12 protein-coding genes and 1 tRNA gene are annotated in these 17,038 nt (G+C 62.9%); 3 read left to right on the forward strand and 10 right to left on the reverse strand.

The genetic code is table 11. The features are described from left to right. A partial coding sequence (locus SE92_RS05900) for a lytic transglycosylase domain-containing protein (RefSeq protein ID WP_063203365.1) occupies positions 1-1,789 on the forward strand: 1,789 nt, incomplete at its 5' end. A 561-nt stretch (positions 1,790-2,350) separates the two neighbouring features. Here the strand turns inward: SE92_RS05900 and SE92_RS05910 are convergent. Both SE92_RS05910 and SE92_RS05915 read right to left on the reverse strand, forming a co-directional pair. Then, entirely contained in the window at positions 2,351-3,925 is a 1,575-nt protein-coding gene (locus tag SE92_RS05910) for a porin (RefSeq protein WP_063194888.1), read from the reverse strand. 657 nt (positions 3,926-4,582) lie between these two features. Continuing rightward, positions 4,583-7,096 (reverse strand): tetratricopeptide repeat protein, encoded by a 2,514-nt coding sequence (locus SE92_RS05915; protein WP_063194889.1) that lies wholly within the window; start codon positions 7,094-7,096, stop codon positions 4,583-4,585. Between the two features lie 488 nt (positions 7,097-7,584). Between SE92_RS05915 and SE92_RS05920 the strand changes: the two genes are divergently transcribed. Then, positions 7,585-7,677, forward strand: a tRNA-Ser gene (locus SE92_RS05920). A 440-nt stretch (positions 7,678-8,117) separates the two neighbouring features. Here SE92_RS05920 and SE92_RS05930 read toward each other — a convergent pair. The 8 genes from SE92_RS05930 to SE92_RS05965 form a co-directional block, all read right to left on the reverse strand. Beyond that, positions 8,118-8,384, reverse strand: a complete 267-nt coding sequence (locus tag SE92_RS05930) for a hypothetical protein (RefSeq protein WP_063194891.1) — start codon at positions 8,382-8,384, stop codon at positions 8,118-8,120. Positions 8,385-10,000: 1,616 nt separating this feature from the next. Continuing rightward, positions 10,001-11,479 (reverse strand): Asp-tRNA(Asn)/Glu-tRNA(Gln) amidotransferase subunit GatB, encoded by a 1,479-nt coding sequence (gatB, locus tag SE92_RS05935; RefSeq protein WP_063194892.1) that lies wholly within the window; start codon positions 11,477-11,479, stop codon positions 10,001-10,003. Further along, the gene (locus SE92_RS05940; RefSeq protein ID WP_157095163.1) at positions 11,476-11,778 is read right to left on the reverse strand and encodes a hypothetical protein; all 303 of its coding nucleotides are present in this window, start codon (positions 11,776-11,778) and stop codon (positions 11,476-11,478) included. Before SE92_RS05940 ends, gatB begins: the two co-directional genes overlap by 4 nt. Then, positions 11,769-13,244 carry an Asp-tRNA(Asn)/Glu-tRNA(Gln) amidotransferase subunit GatA gene (gene gatA, locus SE92_RS05945; protein WP_063194893.1) on the reverse strand — a complete coding sequence of 492 codons (1,476 nt, stop codon included), beginning with the start codon at positions 13,242-13,244 and terminating at the stop codon, positions 11,769-11,771. The genes SE92_RS05940 and gatA overlap by 10 nt, the downstream gene beginning before the upstream one ends. Then, a complete protein-coding gene (locus SE92_RS05950; protein WP_018321091.1) occupies positions 13,241-13,453 on the reverse strand; it encodes a hypothetical protein in 213 nt (70 codons plus the stop codon). Before SE92_RS05950 ends, gatA begins: the two co-directional genes overlap by 4 nt. Positions 13,454-13,471: 18 nt before the next feature. Continuing rightward, a complete protein-coding gene (gene gatC, locus SE92_RS05955; protein WP_063194894.1) occupies positions 13,472-13,759 on the reverse strand; it encodes an Asp-tRNA(Asn)/Glu-tRNA(Gln) amidotransferase subunit GatC in 288 nt (95 codons plus the stop codon). 76 nt (positions 13,760-13,835) lie between these two features. Next, a complete protein-coding gene (locus SE92_RS05960; protein WP_063194895.1) occupies positions 13,836-14,912 on the reverse strand; it encodes an NAD(P)H-dependent flavin oxidoreductase in 1,077 nt (358 codons plus the stop codon). A 17-nt stretch (positions 14,913-14,929) separates the two neighbouring features. Continuing rightward, positions 14,930-15,904 carry an NAD(P)H-dependent flavin oxidoreductase gene (locus tag SE92_RS05965; protein ID WP_063194896.1) on the reverse strand — a complete coding sequence of 325 codons (975 nt, stop codon included), beginning with the start codon at positions 15,902-15,904 and terminating at the stop codon, positions 14,930-14,932. A gap of 95 nt (positions 15,905-15,999) precedes the next feature. On the opposite strand from SE92_RS05965, the gene SE92_RS05970 reads away from it, so the two are divergent. Then, the gene (locus tag SE92_RS05970) at positions 16,000-16,890 is read left to right on the forward strand and encodes a LysR family transcriptional regulator (RefSeq protein WP_063194897.1); all 891 of its coding nucleotides are present in this window, start codon (positions 16,000-16,002) and stop codon (positions 16,888-16,890) included. Positions 16,891-17,038 lie beyond the last annotated feature (148 nt).

Below are 17,038 nucleotides of genomic sequence, written 5' to 3' on the forward strand. Positions count from 1 at the left end.
ACTCGCGGAATGGATCATCCTGCGCAGCGAGGACAATGGCGCGACCGTGGAGCGCTACCGCGCCTTCCTCTCCGCCAATCCGAGCTGGCCGTCGCAGACCTTCCTGCGCCGGCGCCTCGAGGCTGCGATGTGGGACGACAGGCGCGACGAGTCCGTGGCGTGGTCGTGGTTCGAGAACGAGTCCCCGATTTCCGCCAAGGGCCGCTTCACGCTCGCCAGGGCAATGCTGGCGCGCGGCGACCGCGCCAACGCCGAGCGGCTGGTGCGCGAGGCCTGGCGCAGCGATCCGATGTCGGAGGAGACCGAGAACAACGCGCTCGACCAGTTCGGCGCCCTGCTGACGCCGGGCGACCAGAAGGCGCGGATGGACACCCTGCTCTACGGCAGCGAGAACGAAGCCGCGCTGCGCGCCGCAAAGCGCCTCGGCGCCGGCTACGTTGCGCTCGCCAAGGCCCGCATCGCCGCCGTCAAGAAGGCGCCGAACGCACGCGCGCTGCTCGACGCGGTGCCGCGCGAGCTGCACAGCGATCCCGGCTTCATCTTCAGCAAGATCCAGCTCTTGCGCCGCGAGGAGAAGTTTGCGGAAGCGGCCCAGCTGATGCTGTCAGCGCCGAAGGATCCGGGCCGGCTGCACAATCTCGACGAATGGTGGATCGAGCGGCGCCTTCTCGCGCGCAAGATGATCGACACCGAGGAATTCCGCAGCGCCTATCTGATCGCGCGCGATGCGGCGCTGCCCTCGCGCGACATCTACAAGACCGAGCAGGAGTTCACCGCCGGGTGGATCGCGCTGCGCTTCCTCAACGACCCCTCGACCGCCGCGCAGCATTTTGCCCGCATCGGCGTCGGCAGCGTCAATCCGACCGCGCTGGCGCGTGCCGGCTACTGGCAGGGCCGCGCCGCCGAGGCGATGGGGCGCCAGCAGGAGGCGCGCAACGCCTACGCGCGGGCCGCCGAGCAATCGACCAGCTATTACGGCCAGCTCGCACGCGCCAAGCTCGGCCTGCCGCAGATCGAGCTCAACAGCCAGCCGCGCGGGCGCGGCGCCGACCGGCTGGAGATCGTGCGCGCGGCGCATCTGCTCTACGAGCTCGACGAGCGCGAGATGGCGATCCCCCTGCTCGCCGACATGGGCGAGAACGGCGATCCCGAAGCGCTTGCCGGTCTCGGCGAGCTGACGCAGCGCTACAGCGACGCGCGAGGCATGCTGCTGCTCGGCAAGGCCGCGCTCAACCGCGGCCTGCCCTTCGACTTCTACGCCTACCCCGTCAACGGCATTCCGCAATTCACGCCGATCGGCCCCGAGGTCGAGCGCAGCATCGTCTACGCCATCGCCCGGCAGGAAAGCGCGTTCAACCCGTCGGTAGTCTCGCCGGCGCAGGCCTACGGCTTGATGCAGGTCACGCCGGACGCCGCGCGCTATGTCTGCAAGCGGCACGGCGCGACTTACGATCTGGGCCGGCTCAAGAACGATTCGGTCTACAACGCCACGCTCGGCTCGGCCGAACTCGGCGGATTGCTCGAGGATTACCGCGGCTCCTACATCATGACCTTCGCCGCCTACAATGCCGGCCGCGGCAGCGTGAAGAAGTGGATCGACCGCTACGGCGATCCGCGGGACCCGAAGGTGGATGCGGTCGATTGGGTTGAGCTGATTCCGTTCTCCGAGACGCGCAATTACGTGCAGCGAATCATGGAGAACCTTCAGGTCTACCGTGCCCGCTTCGGTGGCGGCTCGCGCCTGCAGATCGAGGCTGATCTGCGCCGCGGCGCCGGCAGCGTGGAATAGCCCCTTCGTCTCGGCAGCAAGAGCGCGCTTCGACGCCACATCTCTGGATTGAGCGTGACATCTCTTGCGCGCCTCGCTACCCTCCGTGCGGGGCCGGCCTTTCCGGCCCCGATAACAAGAAAAGGAGGAAAGCTATGAAGTCGTCGATGATTTCCGCTCTTGCTCTCGTCTCCATGTCGATTGCGCCAGTGAGCGCCGCCCCCATCAAAGTCGCAGCCCAAACCAACAATGGCTCAGGGGTTCAATGCTCCCTGTCCAGTGGCGTGGGTCACAACTGCAGAAACGTTCTCAACTTCAAGACGTTCTACGAGTGCCAAACTAACAGGATGGAGAGAGGCTGGACCAGCATCGAGAGCTCCAACTACTGCCGGACCCTGGACCTGAAATAAGGACGGTTGCGGTTCAGAACACCTGACAGGCCGCCTCTGTTCTGGTGGCCTCTTTCGTACGGAGATGCGGGGCCGGGTCCGTGCTTTCGACCGCTGCCCGCCTTCCATGCGCACAAAAGAAGAGCCCCGGCGGTCTCCCGCCGGGGCTCTCTGTCAGGTCGTTAGACCGAACTTACCAGTTGCGCTGAGCGCGGAGGAGCAGGGTGATGGTGTCCTGATCCTTGAGCTCGTACACAGTGGCTGGCTTGGCCGTCGTGCCCGAACCAGCGTAAGCAACAGTACCGGCATACTTCTGGTCCAGATGGGTCCAGTTCAGGTCAGCCGAGAACGTCAGGTTCTTGACCGGGGTCCAGCGGGTGATGATACCGACTTGGCCGATGGCGAAGTCGGGGTTGCAGCCCGTGACGCCAGCCTGAGAGGCACCCGTTACGAACGTGCCACCGACGCCGCAGAGAGCGTTCTTTGCAGTCGAGCCGTACTGCGCCTGAGCGTAGGCACCGTAAAGCGCGGTGTTCCAGTAGGGATCCCAGTTATGGGTGTAAGCACCACGGAAGCCCCAGGTCTTGACGGTTTCCTGCTGGCCGCCCGTGACGAACACGGTGTCCGGAGCAAAGGCAAAGCCGACGCTCTGGTAGGCGATGCCGGAGCTGCCGAACATCGAGTAGGTGCTGCCCGCCAGGTTCTGGAAGTTGTATCGGGTCGCGCCGTCGGTGTAGACACCCGAAATGTTGATCACGTCACCCGCACCAGTCGGGATGTTCTTGATCGACAGAGCGAGCTGAACCGCCCAACCCCACTTGTCGTCGGGGTGACCGGTGGCTTCGTTGGCGCCGTAGTAGGCGACGTGGTTGTCGTGAGCGGCAACCGACGCCTGGAACAGACCCCAGGCCTGGTCGACACGAACCATACCGACGAGGTTCGGCGAACGCGAACCGCCGATGGCGTTGGAGCCATAGGCGCCGCCAATCATACCGGTCGCCGAAGCACCGGTCAGGTTCATGTTGCCGGCCTGGTAGTAGGCCGTCGCGTCTTCAGCCGAGAACGACGCAGTCACGCCCTGACCGAAGTCAGCGGTGTAGGTGAACTGGTTGACACCAGTGACCGTGCCGGAACCGCCGACGAGGCTGTCGAAGTTGTTGCCGGGATAGTTGGTCCAGGGCGCGTCGAACTGCGACACGGCCTTACCCATGGTGAAGCCAGCGAACTGGATGAAGGCGTAGTAAACGCCGAGCGAACCGCCCGAGGTGTTGCCGTCGGTGCCGTTGATCGACGAACCCACGAGCGCGGGCGCCGTCGGGTTCGACGTGTTGAGCGCCAGCGTGCCGCTGTAGGCGGTCGCGCCGGTCGCGCTGCCCGTGCCGGCGTAGTTGCCGGTGGTCCAGGAGAACACGCCGTCGAAGAAGGTACGGACGACGCCGTACTCGGTCGCGGTGCGCGTGTCGATGTTGAGATCTTCACGAGCGCGCATGGTGTAGTAGTTCGTCAGACGATTGCGCGCACCGTTGTTGCCGGTGAGCTGACCGCTGAAGCTCGAGTTGGTGTTCAGCGCGACTTCAGCGCGCAGATAGCCACCCAGCTTGATGCAGGTGTCGGTGCCCGGGATGTAGTAGAAGCCCGCGCCGTACAGCGAGCAGATCTTCACGTATTCGACCGCCTTGGCCTTCACGGGCAGATCGGCTGCTTGAGCTCCGCCCACGGCGATCAGACCCGCCGCTGAGCCGAGCAAAAGGCTCTTAACCAACTTCATGTTAAACCTCCAAGTTGCTCTTCAGGGAAGGTCACTGACCGGACGGCCAATTCCCCAACCCCCTTCAAATCACCGCCTTGGCCCCCTTCGCGCCTTCGGACACACCCGCATGAACGCGAGGGACTTAAGCGAATGACCTAAACGGGACGACCTCGGGATGCCCCCCTCCGTCGCTCAGTCACAATTACCGAACGTCCTTGCACACACAACAAGAGAACGCTTCGAAACGGGCCCATGAAGCTTGTTTTCCAACGGGTGTTGCACAAATAACACGCAGATGTGATCAAAGCACCTCGACAAGCCATTGAAACATATGAGGTTTTAGAATTACTCTTTTGCCTCGGCAGAGTTCCCCGATTATGGCTCGCCAAGGAGAGCCGCAAGGCTACGGCCCTCTTGTTGCGGTCTCTCGAGGGAGAGAATCGCAGAATCGATAGGGACACACACGCGGTGTCCCCACATCGAGCGCACCTGAAATGGGAGGAACGACGGACACCGGAGACGACTCGGAGCGGGGGCCACCGGCTGGCCAATCGACAAGGTTCCCTGTCCCGAAGGGAGGCGCGATATCGATTCCCCGGAGCACAATCCCGGCCTCGATCCCTACGCGGCTTGGGCGCGCTCACGACCTGATGGCTTGACCTGTCAGGGACTTCGTCAACCGAGCATTCGAATTTCGATATGGTCCGGCGCCTGCCCTGTCCGGTGCCTGTGATGCATTGCCTCGAAAGCCGCTTCCAGGTGCTTCGTATAAAGGGTCGCATCAAGCAGAGGCGCCGTCGAGCGGCTCTCCCGCAGTTTCTCCCCTATGCTGTGAAGCTTTTGCGTGTCGAGAGCCAGTTCGACGGCGAGCGCTTCGTATTCCTCGCCTGTTCGCGTGATCAGTTCCGGCAAGCCAAAAGCGTTGAGCAAGCTTGCCCCGACGCGCCCCGCAAAACTGTTCCCGATTTGCGTCAGGACCGGTAGGCCCGCCCACAAGGCATCGCTCGCAGTCGTATGCGCATTGTACGGCAGGGCGTCCAGAAAGAGATCCGCCAGGCGATGGCGCGCCAAGTGGTCGGAAAATGTCGGAACGAACCTTGCGAAGACCAGGCGATCCGGATCGACACCGAGACTATAGGCCTCGTTTCGCAGGTTGGATTTTGCAGCCTCCGCCATGTTGGACAACCACAAAACCGATCGATCAACCTTCTTCAGAATGTTCATCCAGTGACCGAACAAGGGACGATTGATCTTATAGGCATTGTTGAAGCAGCAAAAAACGATGCCATCCTCCGGCAGACCATGCTCAGCTCTTTTGAGTATCGCACCGTCGACCGCCGGCCACTTGGTATCCCGCGGCATAAAGCAGCCGGGCAAACGAACCACCTTCTCTTCGAAGAACTGATCGCTCGTCTCTGGCACCACGGTGCGATCGGCAATGATGTAGTCTGAGAGATTCTTGCTGCCCAACGTACCCGCGAAACCGAGAAAATTGACGACGATCGGAGCAGGGTGTGAGGCGAAGAGCGCCAGTCTGTTGTTCTGAGTGTGTCCTGCGAGGTCGACAAGAATGTCTATCTGCGCATCCTTTATCGCCTCCAGGATCTCATGGTCATTCTTGTCCTGGCAGTCGATAAAGCAATGAAAAGATCCTTCCAGTCGCTTGCGCAGATCGCTGTTGTCGTTTGGACCGATCGAAAAGGCATAGGTCTCAAATCGATTGGTATCGTGGTTCTCGAAAACTCCGGCGGTCAGTTGCGCGACCGGATGCTGACGAAAGTCAGGGGAGACATAGCCGACCCTGATCTTGTCGCGCTCGTGGACCACGTGCGTCGGAGCAAACCCGAAAACCGGCGGAACCGTTGCAGCCACCCATGCTTTGGCGCAACGCAAATGATCCTCGGGCTCATCCGTCAATGACAGCATCACCAAAGGAGAACTGGCGACCTTCCCGGCTCGCACCGCTTCGAGCAAATGACCGAGTTCGTCCTCCCAAGCGCTCCAATCGCAAACATTCATCTTGGCATAAAGGCGCGCGCCTTCGACGCCATTCAGGTCGGGTTTGATCGACAGTGCCTTGTCCAAGGCCGCGAAAGCCTCGTCGTGGCGCTTGAGATAGATGAAAAGATTGCCCCGGCCGAGCCAGGCTTCCGCCAAATCGGGCTTGATCGACAAGGCCAGATCATAAGCGGCAAAGGCAGCGTCATAGCGCTTCAGCTCGGTGAGAGCGTTGCCCTTGCCAAGCCACGCCTCTGCCAGATCAGGCCGGATGGACAACGCCCTTTCATAGTCAGCAAAGGCCTCGTCATGCCGTTGCAAATCATAGAATAAATTGCCTCGACCGAGCCAGGCGTTCTCCAGGTCAGGCCTGATCGACAGCGCCTTGTCATATGCGGGCAATGCCTTGTCATAACGCTTCAGGCTCCAGAAGACATTGCCGCGAGCAACCCATGCGCCTTCGAAATCAGGCTCGATCGACAGCGCCTCGTCGTACGCAGCAAGAGCTTCGTCATAGCGCGCAAGATCGGCAAAAACGTCACCCCGGCCGACCCACGCATCCGGGAAACCAGGTTTGACCGACAGCGCCCTGCCGTAGGTTGCGAGGGCTTCATCATAGCGCTTGAGTTTCCGGAGAACATTCCCCCGGCCAAGCCACGCAGTCTCCAGGTCAGGCTTGATCGACAAGGCTTTGTCATAGGCGACGAGCGCATCCACATAACGCCGGAGTTTCTCCAGGCAATGGCCTTTGCTCGAATACGCATCGGCAAAGTTCGGATTGAAGATTATCGCCTTGTCAAATTGATCGATCGCCTCCGAATAGTTTCGCGCGGACTCCGCAAGGATCGAACCCCTGTTGTGGTATGAAACAGGATTTCGCGGATTGACTGCCAATGCACGGGTGAAATATGCGAGGGCCTCCTCAGGCCGCTTCATGGCTTTGAGCGCGTATCCGCAATTGCTGAGCGCCTCATCGCTGTTTCCATTCAAGGCGACCGCCGCCTTGAGATGAATCTCGGCGTCCGAAAACCGACCTTGCATCAGCTTGATCACACCCAGGAAGTGCTCGACGTCGAAGATGTTCGGGGAGGATCTCCTGATCTGCTCGAGTATTTTTTCCGCCTTCGCCAGGTCCCTCGCCTGAAAGGCATCGACAGCACGCCGAAATTTGGCCTGCAACTCGTTCGCCAAGCCCGTTCTCCCTCAATTCGACTCGTTGACCATAGCAACCGGTCCCGCGAAGGCCCATCCGACCCAGCCGGCGGCGCCGCCGAAAGCATCGTTACCAGAATCGACGGACCGTCCGGGCGGTTACGATCAAGGAGCAGCTCGTTCTACGTGCGGAAGCGGGCACTCAGCAAGAAAAACAAGTAAAATCAATGCACTACCAACACAATGGGGAACGAAGGGATTCACCCCCGCAACAGGCCATCGCCCGCAAAATTTAGAATTCTTCAGCTAGTACAGTTACTTACAGCGGAGACAATGCCCTTAGACGCTAGAACACCGTAACGACGTGCGTCGGGCATTCCAGCTTCTGCGTCCGTTCTCTCGCGAGCCGGGGGTTCTCACTCCGGAAGCAAGCCGGTCTGATTTTGAAGATCGCTGGGAATATTCGAGCGAAAACACGCGCTTCCAAATTGACCGGCCCAAGCAATTAGATGCATAAGGCTCGCACCGGAGAGGTGGCCGAGTGGCTGAAGGCAACGCTTTGCTAAAGCGTCATACGGTCTCAAGCTGTATCGAGGGTTCGAATCCCTCCCTCTCCGCCACCAGCGGCAGAATCAACCAAGGTCTGTGCGGTCTTTCGCCTGAAAGCGATTGAGGCCGAGGCGAAAGCCTGGCGCAAGGATCGGCGCGGCGAGTTCAACTCGTTTCGCACCATCCCTCTATATGTGCGTCCCGCGCCTAGCGGCGGAACCGCCAGATCCGCCAATGCGAGGGCGAAATCAGCACCGCCTCGTCGGCCCAGATGTTGAACCAAACGCCAGACCTGCGCCGGCACGGAAACGGCCAGGGCAAGATCCCCGTCTTGTGCCGACGTCCGAGTTCCAAATCGCACTCATCAGGCGCGATCTGAATCGGTAGCCATCGTCCATTCGTATCGGGATCGTTCATGCCACCGGGTCTTAGGTGGCGGCACGACGAAGAAACTTGATTCAGCGCAACCGGCCCACCCGTGAGAACACGGGTGCGGATGCGGCTCGCAAGTTCAGTGCGTGGAGACCCACGCCCTCGCCTCGCGCTGCGCGGCCGAGATCTCGGCCTCCGACATCTGCCCGGCAACTTCCTGGCGCAGCGCCACGGCGTCCTTGCGGCCCTTCAGCGCGGCGAGGTTGAACCATTTATGCGCGGCGACGAGATCGACGAGGCCGGAGCGGCCGCTCGCCCAATAGATCCCACGCTCGAACAGCACGTCCGACAGCGCGGTCGTGTCGATCGGCGTTGCCGTCTCCAGATCGAAAGTACCCTGAAACATAACGCATCCCCTTTGTTCTTATGCCGCCTCGTTCCCCCGAGCGCGGCTCCCGTCCAACTTCCGATGTGCATGACCCTTCCCGGGATCTTGCACTGTTCAACTCATCCCCTGGGCTTCTTGCCCATTGCCGTTTGCCGGCTTGTTGGAGGCGATGATGGCGGGCAAATTTGAATGGCAGTTTAAGTATCGCGATGAAGCAGACGTAAACGCGCCCGTGCGGCGTCGGCCCAAGGATTTCAAAAAGTCCCTGATTTGCAGGCACTTCCGCGTTTCGTCAGATTCTGTTTACCGCAGGATTTTGGGACATCGATAACCATCGCGCGCTGTCGTGCGTGTGATGGGATGACGATGTGGGGTGCGGGATCGCCGTCGAGGCCACGCCCCGTGCTGTCATTCCCCGTACAGGCGAGGAATCCAGTACGCCGCAGCCCATCGATTCAATCGCTGCCGTCCCGGAGTACTGGATCGCCCGGTCCCGGCTCCGCCTAGCCTACGACGAGGTTCGCACGGCACTCGGCGCGCCGAAGCTTCAGCGAAGGCGGCAAGCCGGGCGATGACACCGCGAACGGAGAAGCTGCATGCGAACGGCGTGCGTCGGGCCGCAGCCCAGGCGTGCCCAAAGGCAGTTCGAACAAGGCAGCGCGGTCGCGCCGTGGTCGGATCAGCAATGTCTGGGGAAAGGGATGCCGGCAATGCCCCGGCGTCAGGAGAACGAGGGCGTCGGCGAACACGTCAGGACCAGATTTCACGTTGGCCCGAAGGCCGCTCGTGAAATTGCGGAGCTCCTTGCGGAGAACCGCACCGAACGAAGAAAACTCGTTTCTTCTGCCGGACCGTCGAAACGAACGATCCGACCGTTGACCTGATGTCTCGCCGACACCCTCTATCGTCGATCAGAACCTCAAGGCGCTGATGACGTGCCGGCTGCTAGAGCCGGCAACTTCAGAAGTCGAAGTTACTTCTTCTTCTTCGCGACCTTGCGGGTCTTCTTCGCAGTCTTCTTCACTGCGCTCTTCGCCTTCTTCGCCTTCTTCGCTTTCTTGGCCATGTTGCCCTCCGATGTGTGAGATGGCTTTAATCGCTGCATGCAGTCGGGGATCGAATGCACACTCATCCCGAATACACCAACACGACGAAAAAAACAGCGTCTCGCTTAAAGAAGTGTTGACGACGCAACGTGCGTGCGCTTGGCGAGCGCGATGCAAACGCACTGCATGACGCGTGCGATCGACCGTGCGGAGTGCTCGCGACATCGATGTGCGCGGCATATGCGATTGCAGGAAAACACTATGCAGCAAGTATTTTTCTGTACGCGCGCATCGCGCGCGATCATCGCGACGACGTGCATCGGCAATCGCGCGATCACCTCGCAAGGGCGCTCCGCGGACTCTGAGTCGCGACTTTTGGCAACGAAAATATTTTCATGATTAACGGCGGGCGCGCTCGTCGAAGCGTGCGCGAGCCGCCGTTTTGCGCGAATCGCGTGACGGCGATTCGGTGGTCACATCGCGTCTGATCGGATGAAGTTTGCTGCCGAGGATGCGCGCGAGCGTCGCGCCGCGAACGGCAAGCGAGGTGACGGATACGCTCCGTCACCTCGTTCGGATGCGCTGGCGCTAGACGCCGAGCTTGGACTTGAGCAGGTCGTTGACGCTCTGCGGGTTGGCCTTGCCGCCCGACGCCTTCATCACCTGACCGACGAACCAGCCGAGCGACTGCGGCTTGTCCTTGACCTGAGCGGCCTTGTCGGGATTGGCCGCGATGATGTCGTCGACCACCTTCTCGATCGCCGAGAGGTCGGTCACCTGCTTCATGCCGCGGCTTTCGACCAGCGCGCGGGGATCGCCGCCCTCCTGCCAGACGATCTCGAACAGATCCTTGGCGATCTTGCCGGAGATCGTGCCCTCGCCGATCAGGTCGATGATCGCAGCCAACTGCTCGGCGCCGACCGGAGAGCCCGTAATATCCCGGCCTTCCTTGTTGAGACGGCCGAACAGCTCGTTGATCACCCAGTTCGCCGCCATCTTGCCGTCGCGCGCGCGGTTGGCGAGCTTGTCGAGCACGGTCTCGTAGAACAATGCGCTCTCGCGCTCGGCGACCAGCACGCTCGCATCATAGGCCGACAGTCCGAAATCGGCGACGAAGCGCGCCTTCTTCTGGTCCGGCAGCTCCGGCAGCTTCGCCTTCAGCTCGTCGACGAAGGCTTGGCTGAACTCCAGCGGCAGCAGATCCGGATCGGGGAAGTAGCGGTAGTCGTGCGCCTCTTCCTTGGAGCGCATCGAGCGCGTCTCGCCCTTGTCGGGGTCGAACCTGCGGGTCTCCTGCTCGATCTTGCCGCCGTCCTCGATGATCTCGATCTGGCGCCGCGCCTCGTACTCGATCGCCTGGCCGATGAAGGTGATCGAGTTCATGTTCTTGATCTCGCAGCGGGTGCCGAGCGGCGCGCCGGGCTTGCGCACGGACACGTTGACGTCGGCCCGCAAGCTTCCCTTCTCCATGTCGCCGTCACAGGTGCCGAGATAGCGCATGATCGAGCGCAGCTTGGTCACATAGGCCTTGGCCTGCTCGGCGTCGCGAATGTCCGGTTTCGAGACAATCTCCATCAGCGCCACGCCGCAGCGGTTGAAGTCGATGTAGGACATCGACGGCGACTGGTCGTGCAACATCTTGCCGGGATCCTGCTCAAGGTGCAGCCGCTCGATGCCGACAGTGGCAGTCTTGCCGCCGTCGAGCTCGACCGTCACCTCGCCCTCACCCACGATGGGCGATGCGTACTGGCTGATCTGGTAGCCCTGCGGCAGGTCAGGATAGAAATAGTTCTTGCGGTCGAACACCGAACGCAGATTGATCTTCGCGTTGAGGCCGAGCCCGGTCCGGACAGCCTGCCTGACGCATTCCTCGTTGATGACGGGCAGCATGCCCGGCATCGCGACATCGACCAGCGACACCTGGCTGTTAGGCTCGCCGCCGAACGCGGTCGAGGCGCCCGAGAACAGCTTTGCGTTCGAGGTCACCTGGGCGTGGATTTCCATCCCGATGACAACCTCCCAGTCACCGGTGGCACCTTTAAGAAGCTTGTGCGTGGCCGTGCTCATGTCTTGCTCCCGAGCAGCGTGGCAACGATCCGCTGCCACTCCGCTTCCAATGAATCCTTTGCGGCGACCTGGCCGGCCTGGCGGTACCAGTAGCCGGCGTTGCCGAGATCGCCTTCGACGCGGTGCAAATAGGCGTGCACCCAGGCTGCGTCGCGGCTGCTGTCGTCCTGAACGATCTTGTGCGCCTGGTCCCAGTCGCCCTTGGCGGCCCACCAGAGACCTCTCAGCGGCGCGTTCAGCTCCGGCGCGGGGACCGCGCCGTCGAGGCTGGCGATGAAGCCAGCGACATTCACCACCACCTCGCGGGCGTGAAGCGGCCGGCGGCCTGCTCGATCACCTCGCCGAGCGAGAACAGCGTTTCCTCCTCGAACGGACGGCCGATCAATTGCAGGCCGAGCGGCAGGCCCTGCGCGTCCTTGCCGGCGGGCACGGCGATGCCCGGCAGGCCCGCCATGTTCACGGTCACCGTGAAGATGTCGTTGAGATACATCTCGACCGGATCCGCACCGCCCTTCTCGCCGATGCCGAAGGCCGCCGACGGCGTCGCCGGGGTGAGGATCGCGTCGACCCCCCCAGCGAAGCAATCCTCAAAATCCTTCTTGATCAGCGTGCGCACCTTCTGGGCGCGCAGATAATAGGCATCGTAATAGCCGGCCGAGAGCACGTAGGTGCCGATCATGACACGGCGCCGCACCTCGGCACCAAACCCTTCCGCGCGGGTATTCTCGTAGAGCTCGGTGATGGTCTTGCCCTGCTCGCGCAAGCCGTAACGGACACCGTCATAGCGCGCGAGGTTCGAGGACGCCTCCGCCGGCGCCACGATGTAATAGGCCGGCAGCGCGTATTTGGTGTGCGGCAGCGAAACCTCGACGGTCTCGGCACCGGCGGCCTCCAGCCACGCACGCCCCTCGCTCCACAGTCTGTCGATTTCGGCCGGCATGCCGTCGAGGCGATACTCCCGGGGAATGCCGATCTTCATGCCCTTCACGGATTTGCCGATCGCGGCCTCGTAATTCGGCACGGCGATATCGACCGACGTCGTGTCCTTGGGGTCGTGGCCGGCCATCGAGCGCAGCAGCATCGCGGCATCGCGCACGCTGCGCGCGATCGGACCGGCCTGATCGAGCGAGGAGGCAAAGGCGACGATGCCCCAGCGCGAGCAGCGGCCGTAAGTCGGCTTGATGCCGACGGTCGCGGTGAACGCCGCCGGCTGGCGGATCGAGCCGCCGGTATCGGTCGCGGTTGCGCCCATGCAGAGCAGCGCCGCCACGGCCGAGGCGGAGCCGCCGGACGAGCCGCCCGGCACCAGCGTGGTGTTGCTGCCCTCGCGCCGCCAGGGATTGCCGACCGGACCGAAGCACGAGGTCTCGTTCGCCGAGCCCATGGCGAACTCGTCATTGTTGAGCTTGCCGAGCATCACCGCGCCGTCGCGCCAGAGCTGCGAGGTGACGGTGGACTCATAGGTCGGCACGAAATTGCCGAGGATCTTCGAGCACGCGGTGGTGCGCACGCCCTTGGTTGCGAAGAGGTCCTTGATGCCGAGTGGAATGCCCGCGAGCGGACCGGCATCATCCTTGGCGATCTTGGCGTCGGCCTCGCGCGCCATGGCGCGCGCCTGGTCGGGCGTCTCCATCACGAAGGCATTGAGCACGCGCGCGGCTTCGATCGCGGAAAGGTGCGCGTCGGTCAGCTCGAGGGACGTGAAAGTCTTGTCGGCGAGACCCTTGCGGGCCTCGGCGAGCGTCAGAGATGTCAAATCGGTCATTTATTGATCGGGCTGCAGAAGAACGGAGACAGGGTCTTGTCGTTGGCCGGGTCGTCTTTTTTGGCGGCCGCATTCGCGGCGGCCTCGATCTCGTCGAGCACGGCATTGACGGCGACATTGGGATCGGCGGCCTTGCCCTGCCGCTCCATCTTGTCGAGATAGTTCATGTAGGCCTGATAGGCCTTCTCATCATCGCAAAGCAGACACATCGGACCACGTCCTAAAAGTTACTCGACAACCTTCGGCACCAGGAAGAAGTGCCCCTCGGTCGCCGGCGCGTTGGCAACGATATCGTCGGCGATGTCGCCGTCGTTGACGACGTCCTGCCGTTTCTTCATCTGCATCGGGGTGACCGAGGTCATGGGCTCCACGCCCTCGACATTGACCTCCGAGAGCTGCTCGACGAAAGCGAGCATGGCATTGAGCTCGCCCTGCAGATGCGGAACCTCGTCCTCGGAAACCGCAATGCGCGCCAGATGCGCGATGCGGCGGACGGTAGCGGCGTCGACGGACATTATATAAGGCCTCTCACGGCAAAACCCATGTGCCGTATAGCAGAGGCCGCTTTTGCGCCGCAACCGGCCGGCGGGCTTAGCCGGCCAGCGCTTTCATGCGGGCCAGCGCCGATTTGGCGAGATCCCGGGTCAATTCGGCCGCGGGAAGCTCCCGGCCCATGGCGATCGCCTGTCCTGCCCAGAGATTGGTGAAATCCGGGCGGCCCTGCTTCTCGGCTGCCGCCTTGAGCGGTGCCAGAGCCGTCGCGGCGTGGGGGAACGGCGGCGCATCCGGCGAGATCGGGCCCGCTTCGCGCATCAGCCGATTCTGGACGCCGCGCGCCGGCCGCCCCGTCATGACATTGGTGATGACGGTGGAATCGTCGCGTCCTTCGGCGAGTGCGGCGCGCCCCGCCGCGGTCACCTTGGATTCCGGACAGCGCAGGTACGCGCTGCCGATCTGCACGCCGGAGGCCCCGAGCGCGAAGGCCGCGGCGATGCCGCGTCCGTCCGCGATGCCGCCGGCGGCAATGACCGGCACCTTCACGGCGTCGACGATCTGCGGCACCAACGCAAGATTGCCGGGTTGCTCGGCGATCTTGTCCGTCAAGAACATGCCGCGATGTCCCCCGGCCTCCGCACCTTGCGCGATCACGGCATCGACACCGCGTTGATCGAGCCAGACGGCCTCCTTCACCGTGGTGGCCGACGCAATCACGAGACAAGTGGCCGCCCTGACCCGGTCGAGCAATGCCTTCTCCGGCAGGCCAAAATGGAAGCTGACGACTTCCGGCTTCAATTCTTCCACGACCGCGCACATCGCCTCATCGAACGGCGCCCGGTTGGCCGCATTGACCGGCGCTGCCGGGTCAAGGCCATGTTGCCGGTAATAGTCCGCAAGACGCTGCTTCCAGCGCGCCTCCGCTTCCTGCGTGAGTTCGACCGGCGTGTGGCAGAAGAAGTTCAGGTTGATGGGCGCCGGCACGCCCTTGCGGATGGTTGCGACCTGCTCCCGGATCTTCTCTGGAGACAGCATCGCGCAAGGCAGCGATCCGAGCGCCCCGCCTTGCGCGGCGGCGATCACCAGCTCCGCATCCATCACACCGGCCATCGGCGCCAGCACGATCGGGAATTCTGTCTTGAAGAGGTCGATCAATCGACGGTCAGGCCACATGGTTGTTCTCTCGCAGTTCAGGCGGACATGATGGAGTTGCGACGGCCGGCCAAGAGTTGCTCGGCCTCGATTACGATGCGTTCGACGATATCGGCCGCCGGTGGGATATCATGGATCAGGCCAACCGCCTCCCCGGCGAAGACCGCGGCGACTTCAAAATCGCCCGTCATTTTTGCGGCGGCATAGTCCTTGGCAACCTCGTCCGCGCGCTGCAGCAGCTCCACCTCGCGGCCGGTCCAAGTCTTGATGTGGTTGTTCACCAGCGTACGTGCGGTGAACGGAGCCGGCCAGAACAGTTGTCGCGACCAGTCGGGAACGACGCCACGCACCGTGTCATTGCCGCCGGCATCGCGAATGCGCGCCTTGGCCTCCTGCGCGCCGTTGGCCTCCACGCTCGCATAGAAGCGCGTGCCGATCAGCGCGCCGGATGCGCCCAGCATCATCATGGCGGCAAGGCCCCGTCCGTCGGCGATCCCGCCAGCCGCGACGACCGGCACACGCCCGGCTGCGAGATCGACGATTGCGGGCACGATGTCGAGCGTGGTGCGCGAGGCGCCATGGCCGCCGGCTTCGGTGCCCTGCGCGATCAGGATCTCCGCGCCGGCATCGAGCGCCTGCCTGGCCATGTCCTCGCTCTGCACCTGGCAGATCAACCGTGCACCACCCGCCGCAATGCGCGGCGCGAACGGCGCGGGATCGCCGAATGACAACATCACTGCCTGCGGACGGGCGTTGAGCGCAATGTCGAGCAGCGCGGGCTGTTTTGCCAGGCTCCAGGTAATGAAGCCGATACCGAACGGCGCAAAGCCCTTCAGCTCTGCGGCCTCTGCCTGAAGCCGGGCGCGGTCGCCGTATCCGCCGCCGAGGATGCCGAATCCGCCGGCCTCGCTGACAGCGCGGGTCAGCCGGCTGCCCGCGATCGTGTCCATGGGCGCCGACAGGATCGGATGCCTGATCCCGAGCATCTCCGTCAGCGGCGTGGCGATCGGCATGAGTCCTCCCACTCTGGACAGGCAGACTAGGCCGGATTAGCATTCTTCAAAATTGAATTCTATAGAACGCTGCCATCTCAAAAGAGAAACGGGCCATGGAACTCAGCGACCTCAAGACCTTTGCCGTCGTTGCCCGCGTCGGCGGCATTACCCGCGCAGCTGAGGAGCTGAACACCGTGCAGTCCAACGTCACCCAGCGCGTGAAGGCGCTGGAGGCGGAGATCGGCACGCTGCTGTTCGAGCGGCACGCGCGTGGCATGACGCTGACCGGCGCCGGCAGGCGTCTTTTGCCTTACGCGCAACGAATGGCCGCCCTCTCACACGAGGCCGTGCTCGCCGCGCGCGACGATGGCGAGCCAAAGGGACCATTGGCGATCGGCTCGATGGAGACGACGGCGGCGGTGCGCTTGCCGCCGCTTCTCGCTGATTTCCACCGCCGATTTCCTGCCGTGCGCCTCTCCTTACGCACCGCGCCGACCGCCGACCTCGTTGCAGCCGTGCTCGAAGGTACGCTCGATGGCGCCTTCGTCGCAGGTCCGATCGCGCATGCTGACCTCACTGCGACGAGCGCTTTCCGCGAGGAGCTGGTGCTGGTCAGCGCGCGGCGCTGGACCTCGCTCGCCGAGCTGCGTGCCGGCACGCCGGAGTCCGGCCCGACCGCCCTGGTGTTCCGCACCGGCCGCACCTACCGCCAACGGCTCGAGCAGATCTTCGTCGAGTTCGGCTGGCCCTCGGCCGCGCGCTTCGAGCTCGGCACACTCGACGGCATGATCGGCTGCGTCGCCGCCGACATGGGTGTGACGTTGCTGCCGCGTGCAGTCGTCGAACGCAGCGCCATGAACGGCAGCGTCTCGATCCACACGCTGAGCGCCGCGCATGCGCGCGTCGAGACGCTTTTCATCCAGCGCTGCGCTGGACATCAAACCAGCGCACTGAGCGGTTTTGCCGCCTGCCTGAAGCAGGATGACGACGTCATCGCGGCTTGACACGACGCATCGTTCCATCGCGCGAAATTCGCTGTCACAAATCTGTCGTACTTGAATCGATCGCGCGTTGCGTTGCGCTCAGCTCTCGCAGCGCAGCGCGTTGAATCATTTTGAAGCGCACGCTCCTTCTGCGTTACGATGCGTCACT

The organism is Bradyrhizobium sp. AT1, from assembly GCF_001590795.1.
GTDB lineage: Bacteria > Pseudomonadota > Alphaproteobacteria > Rhizobiales > Xanthobacteraceae > Bradyrhizobium.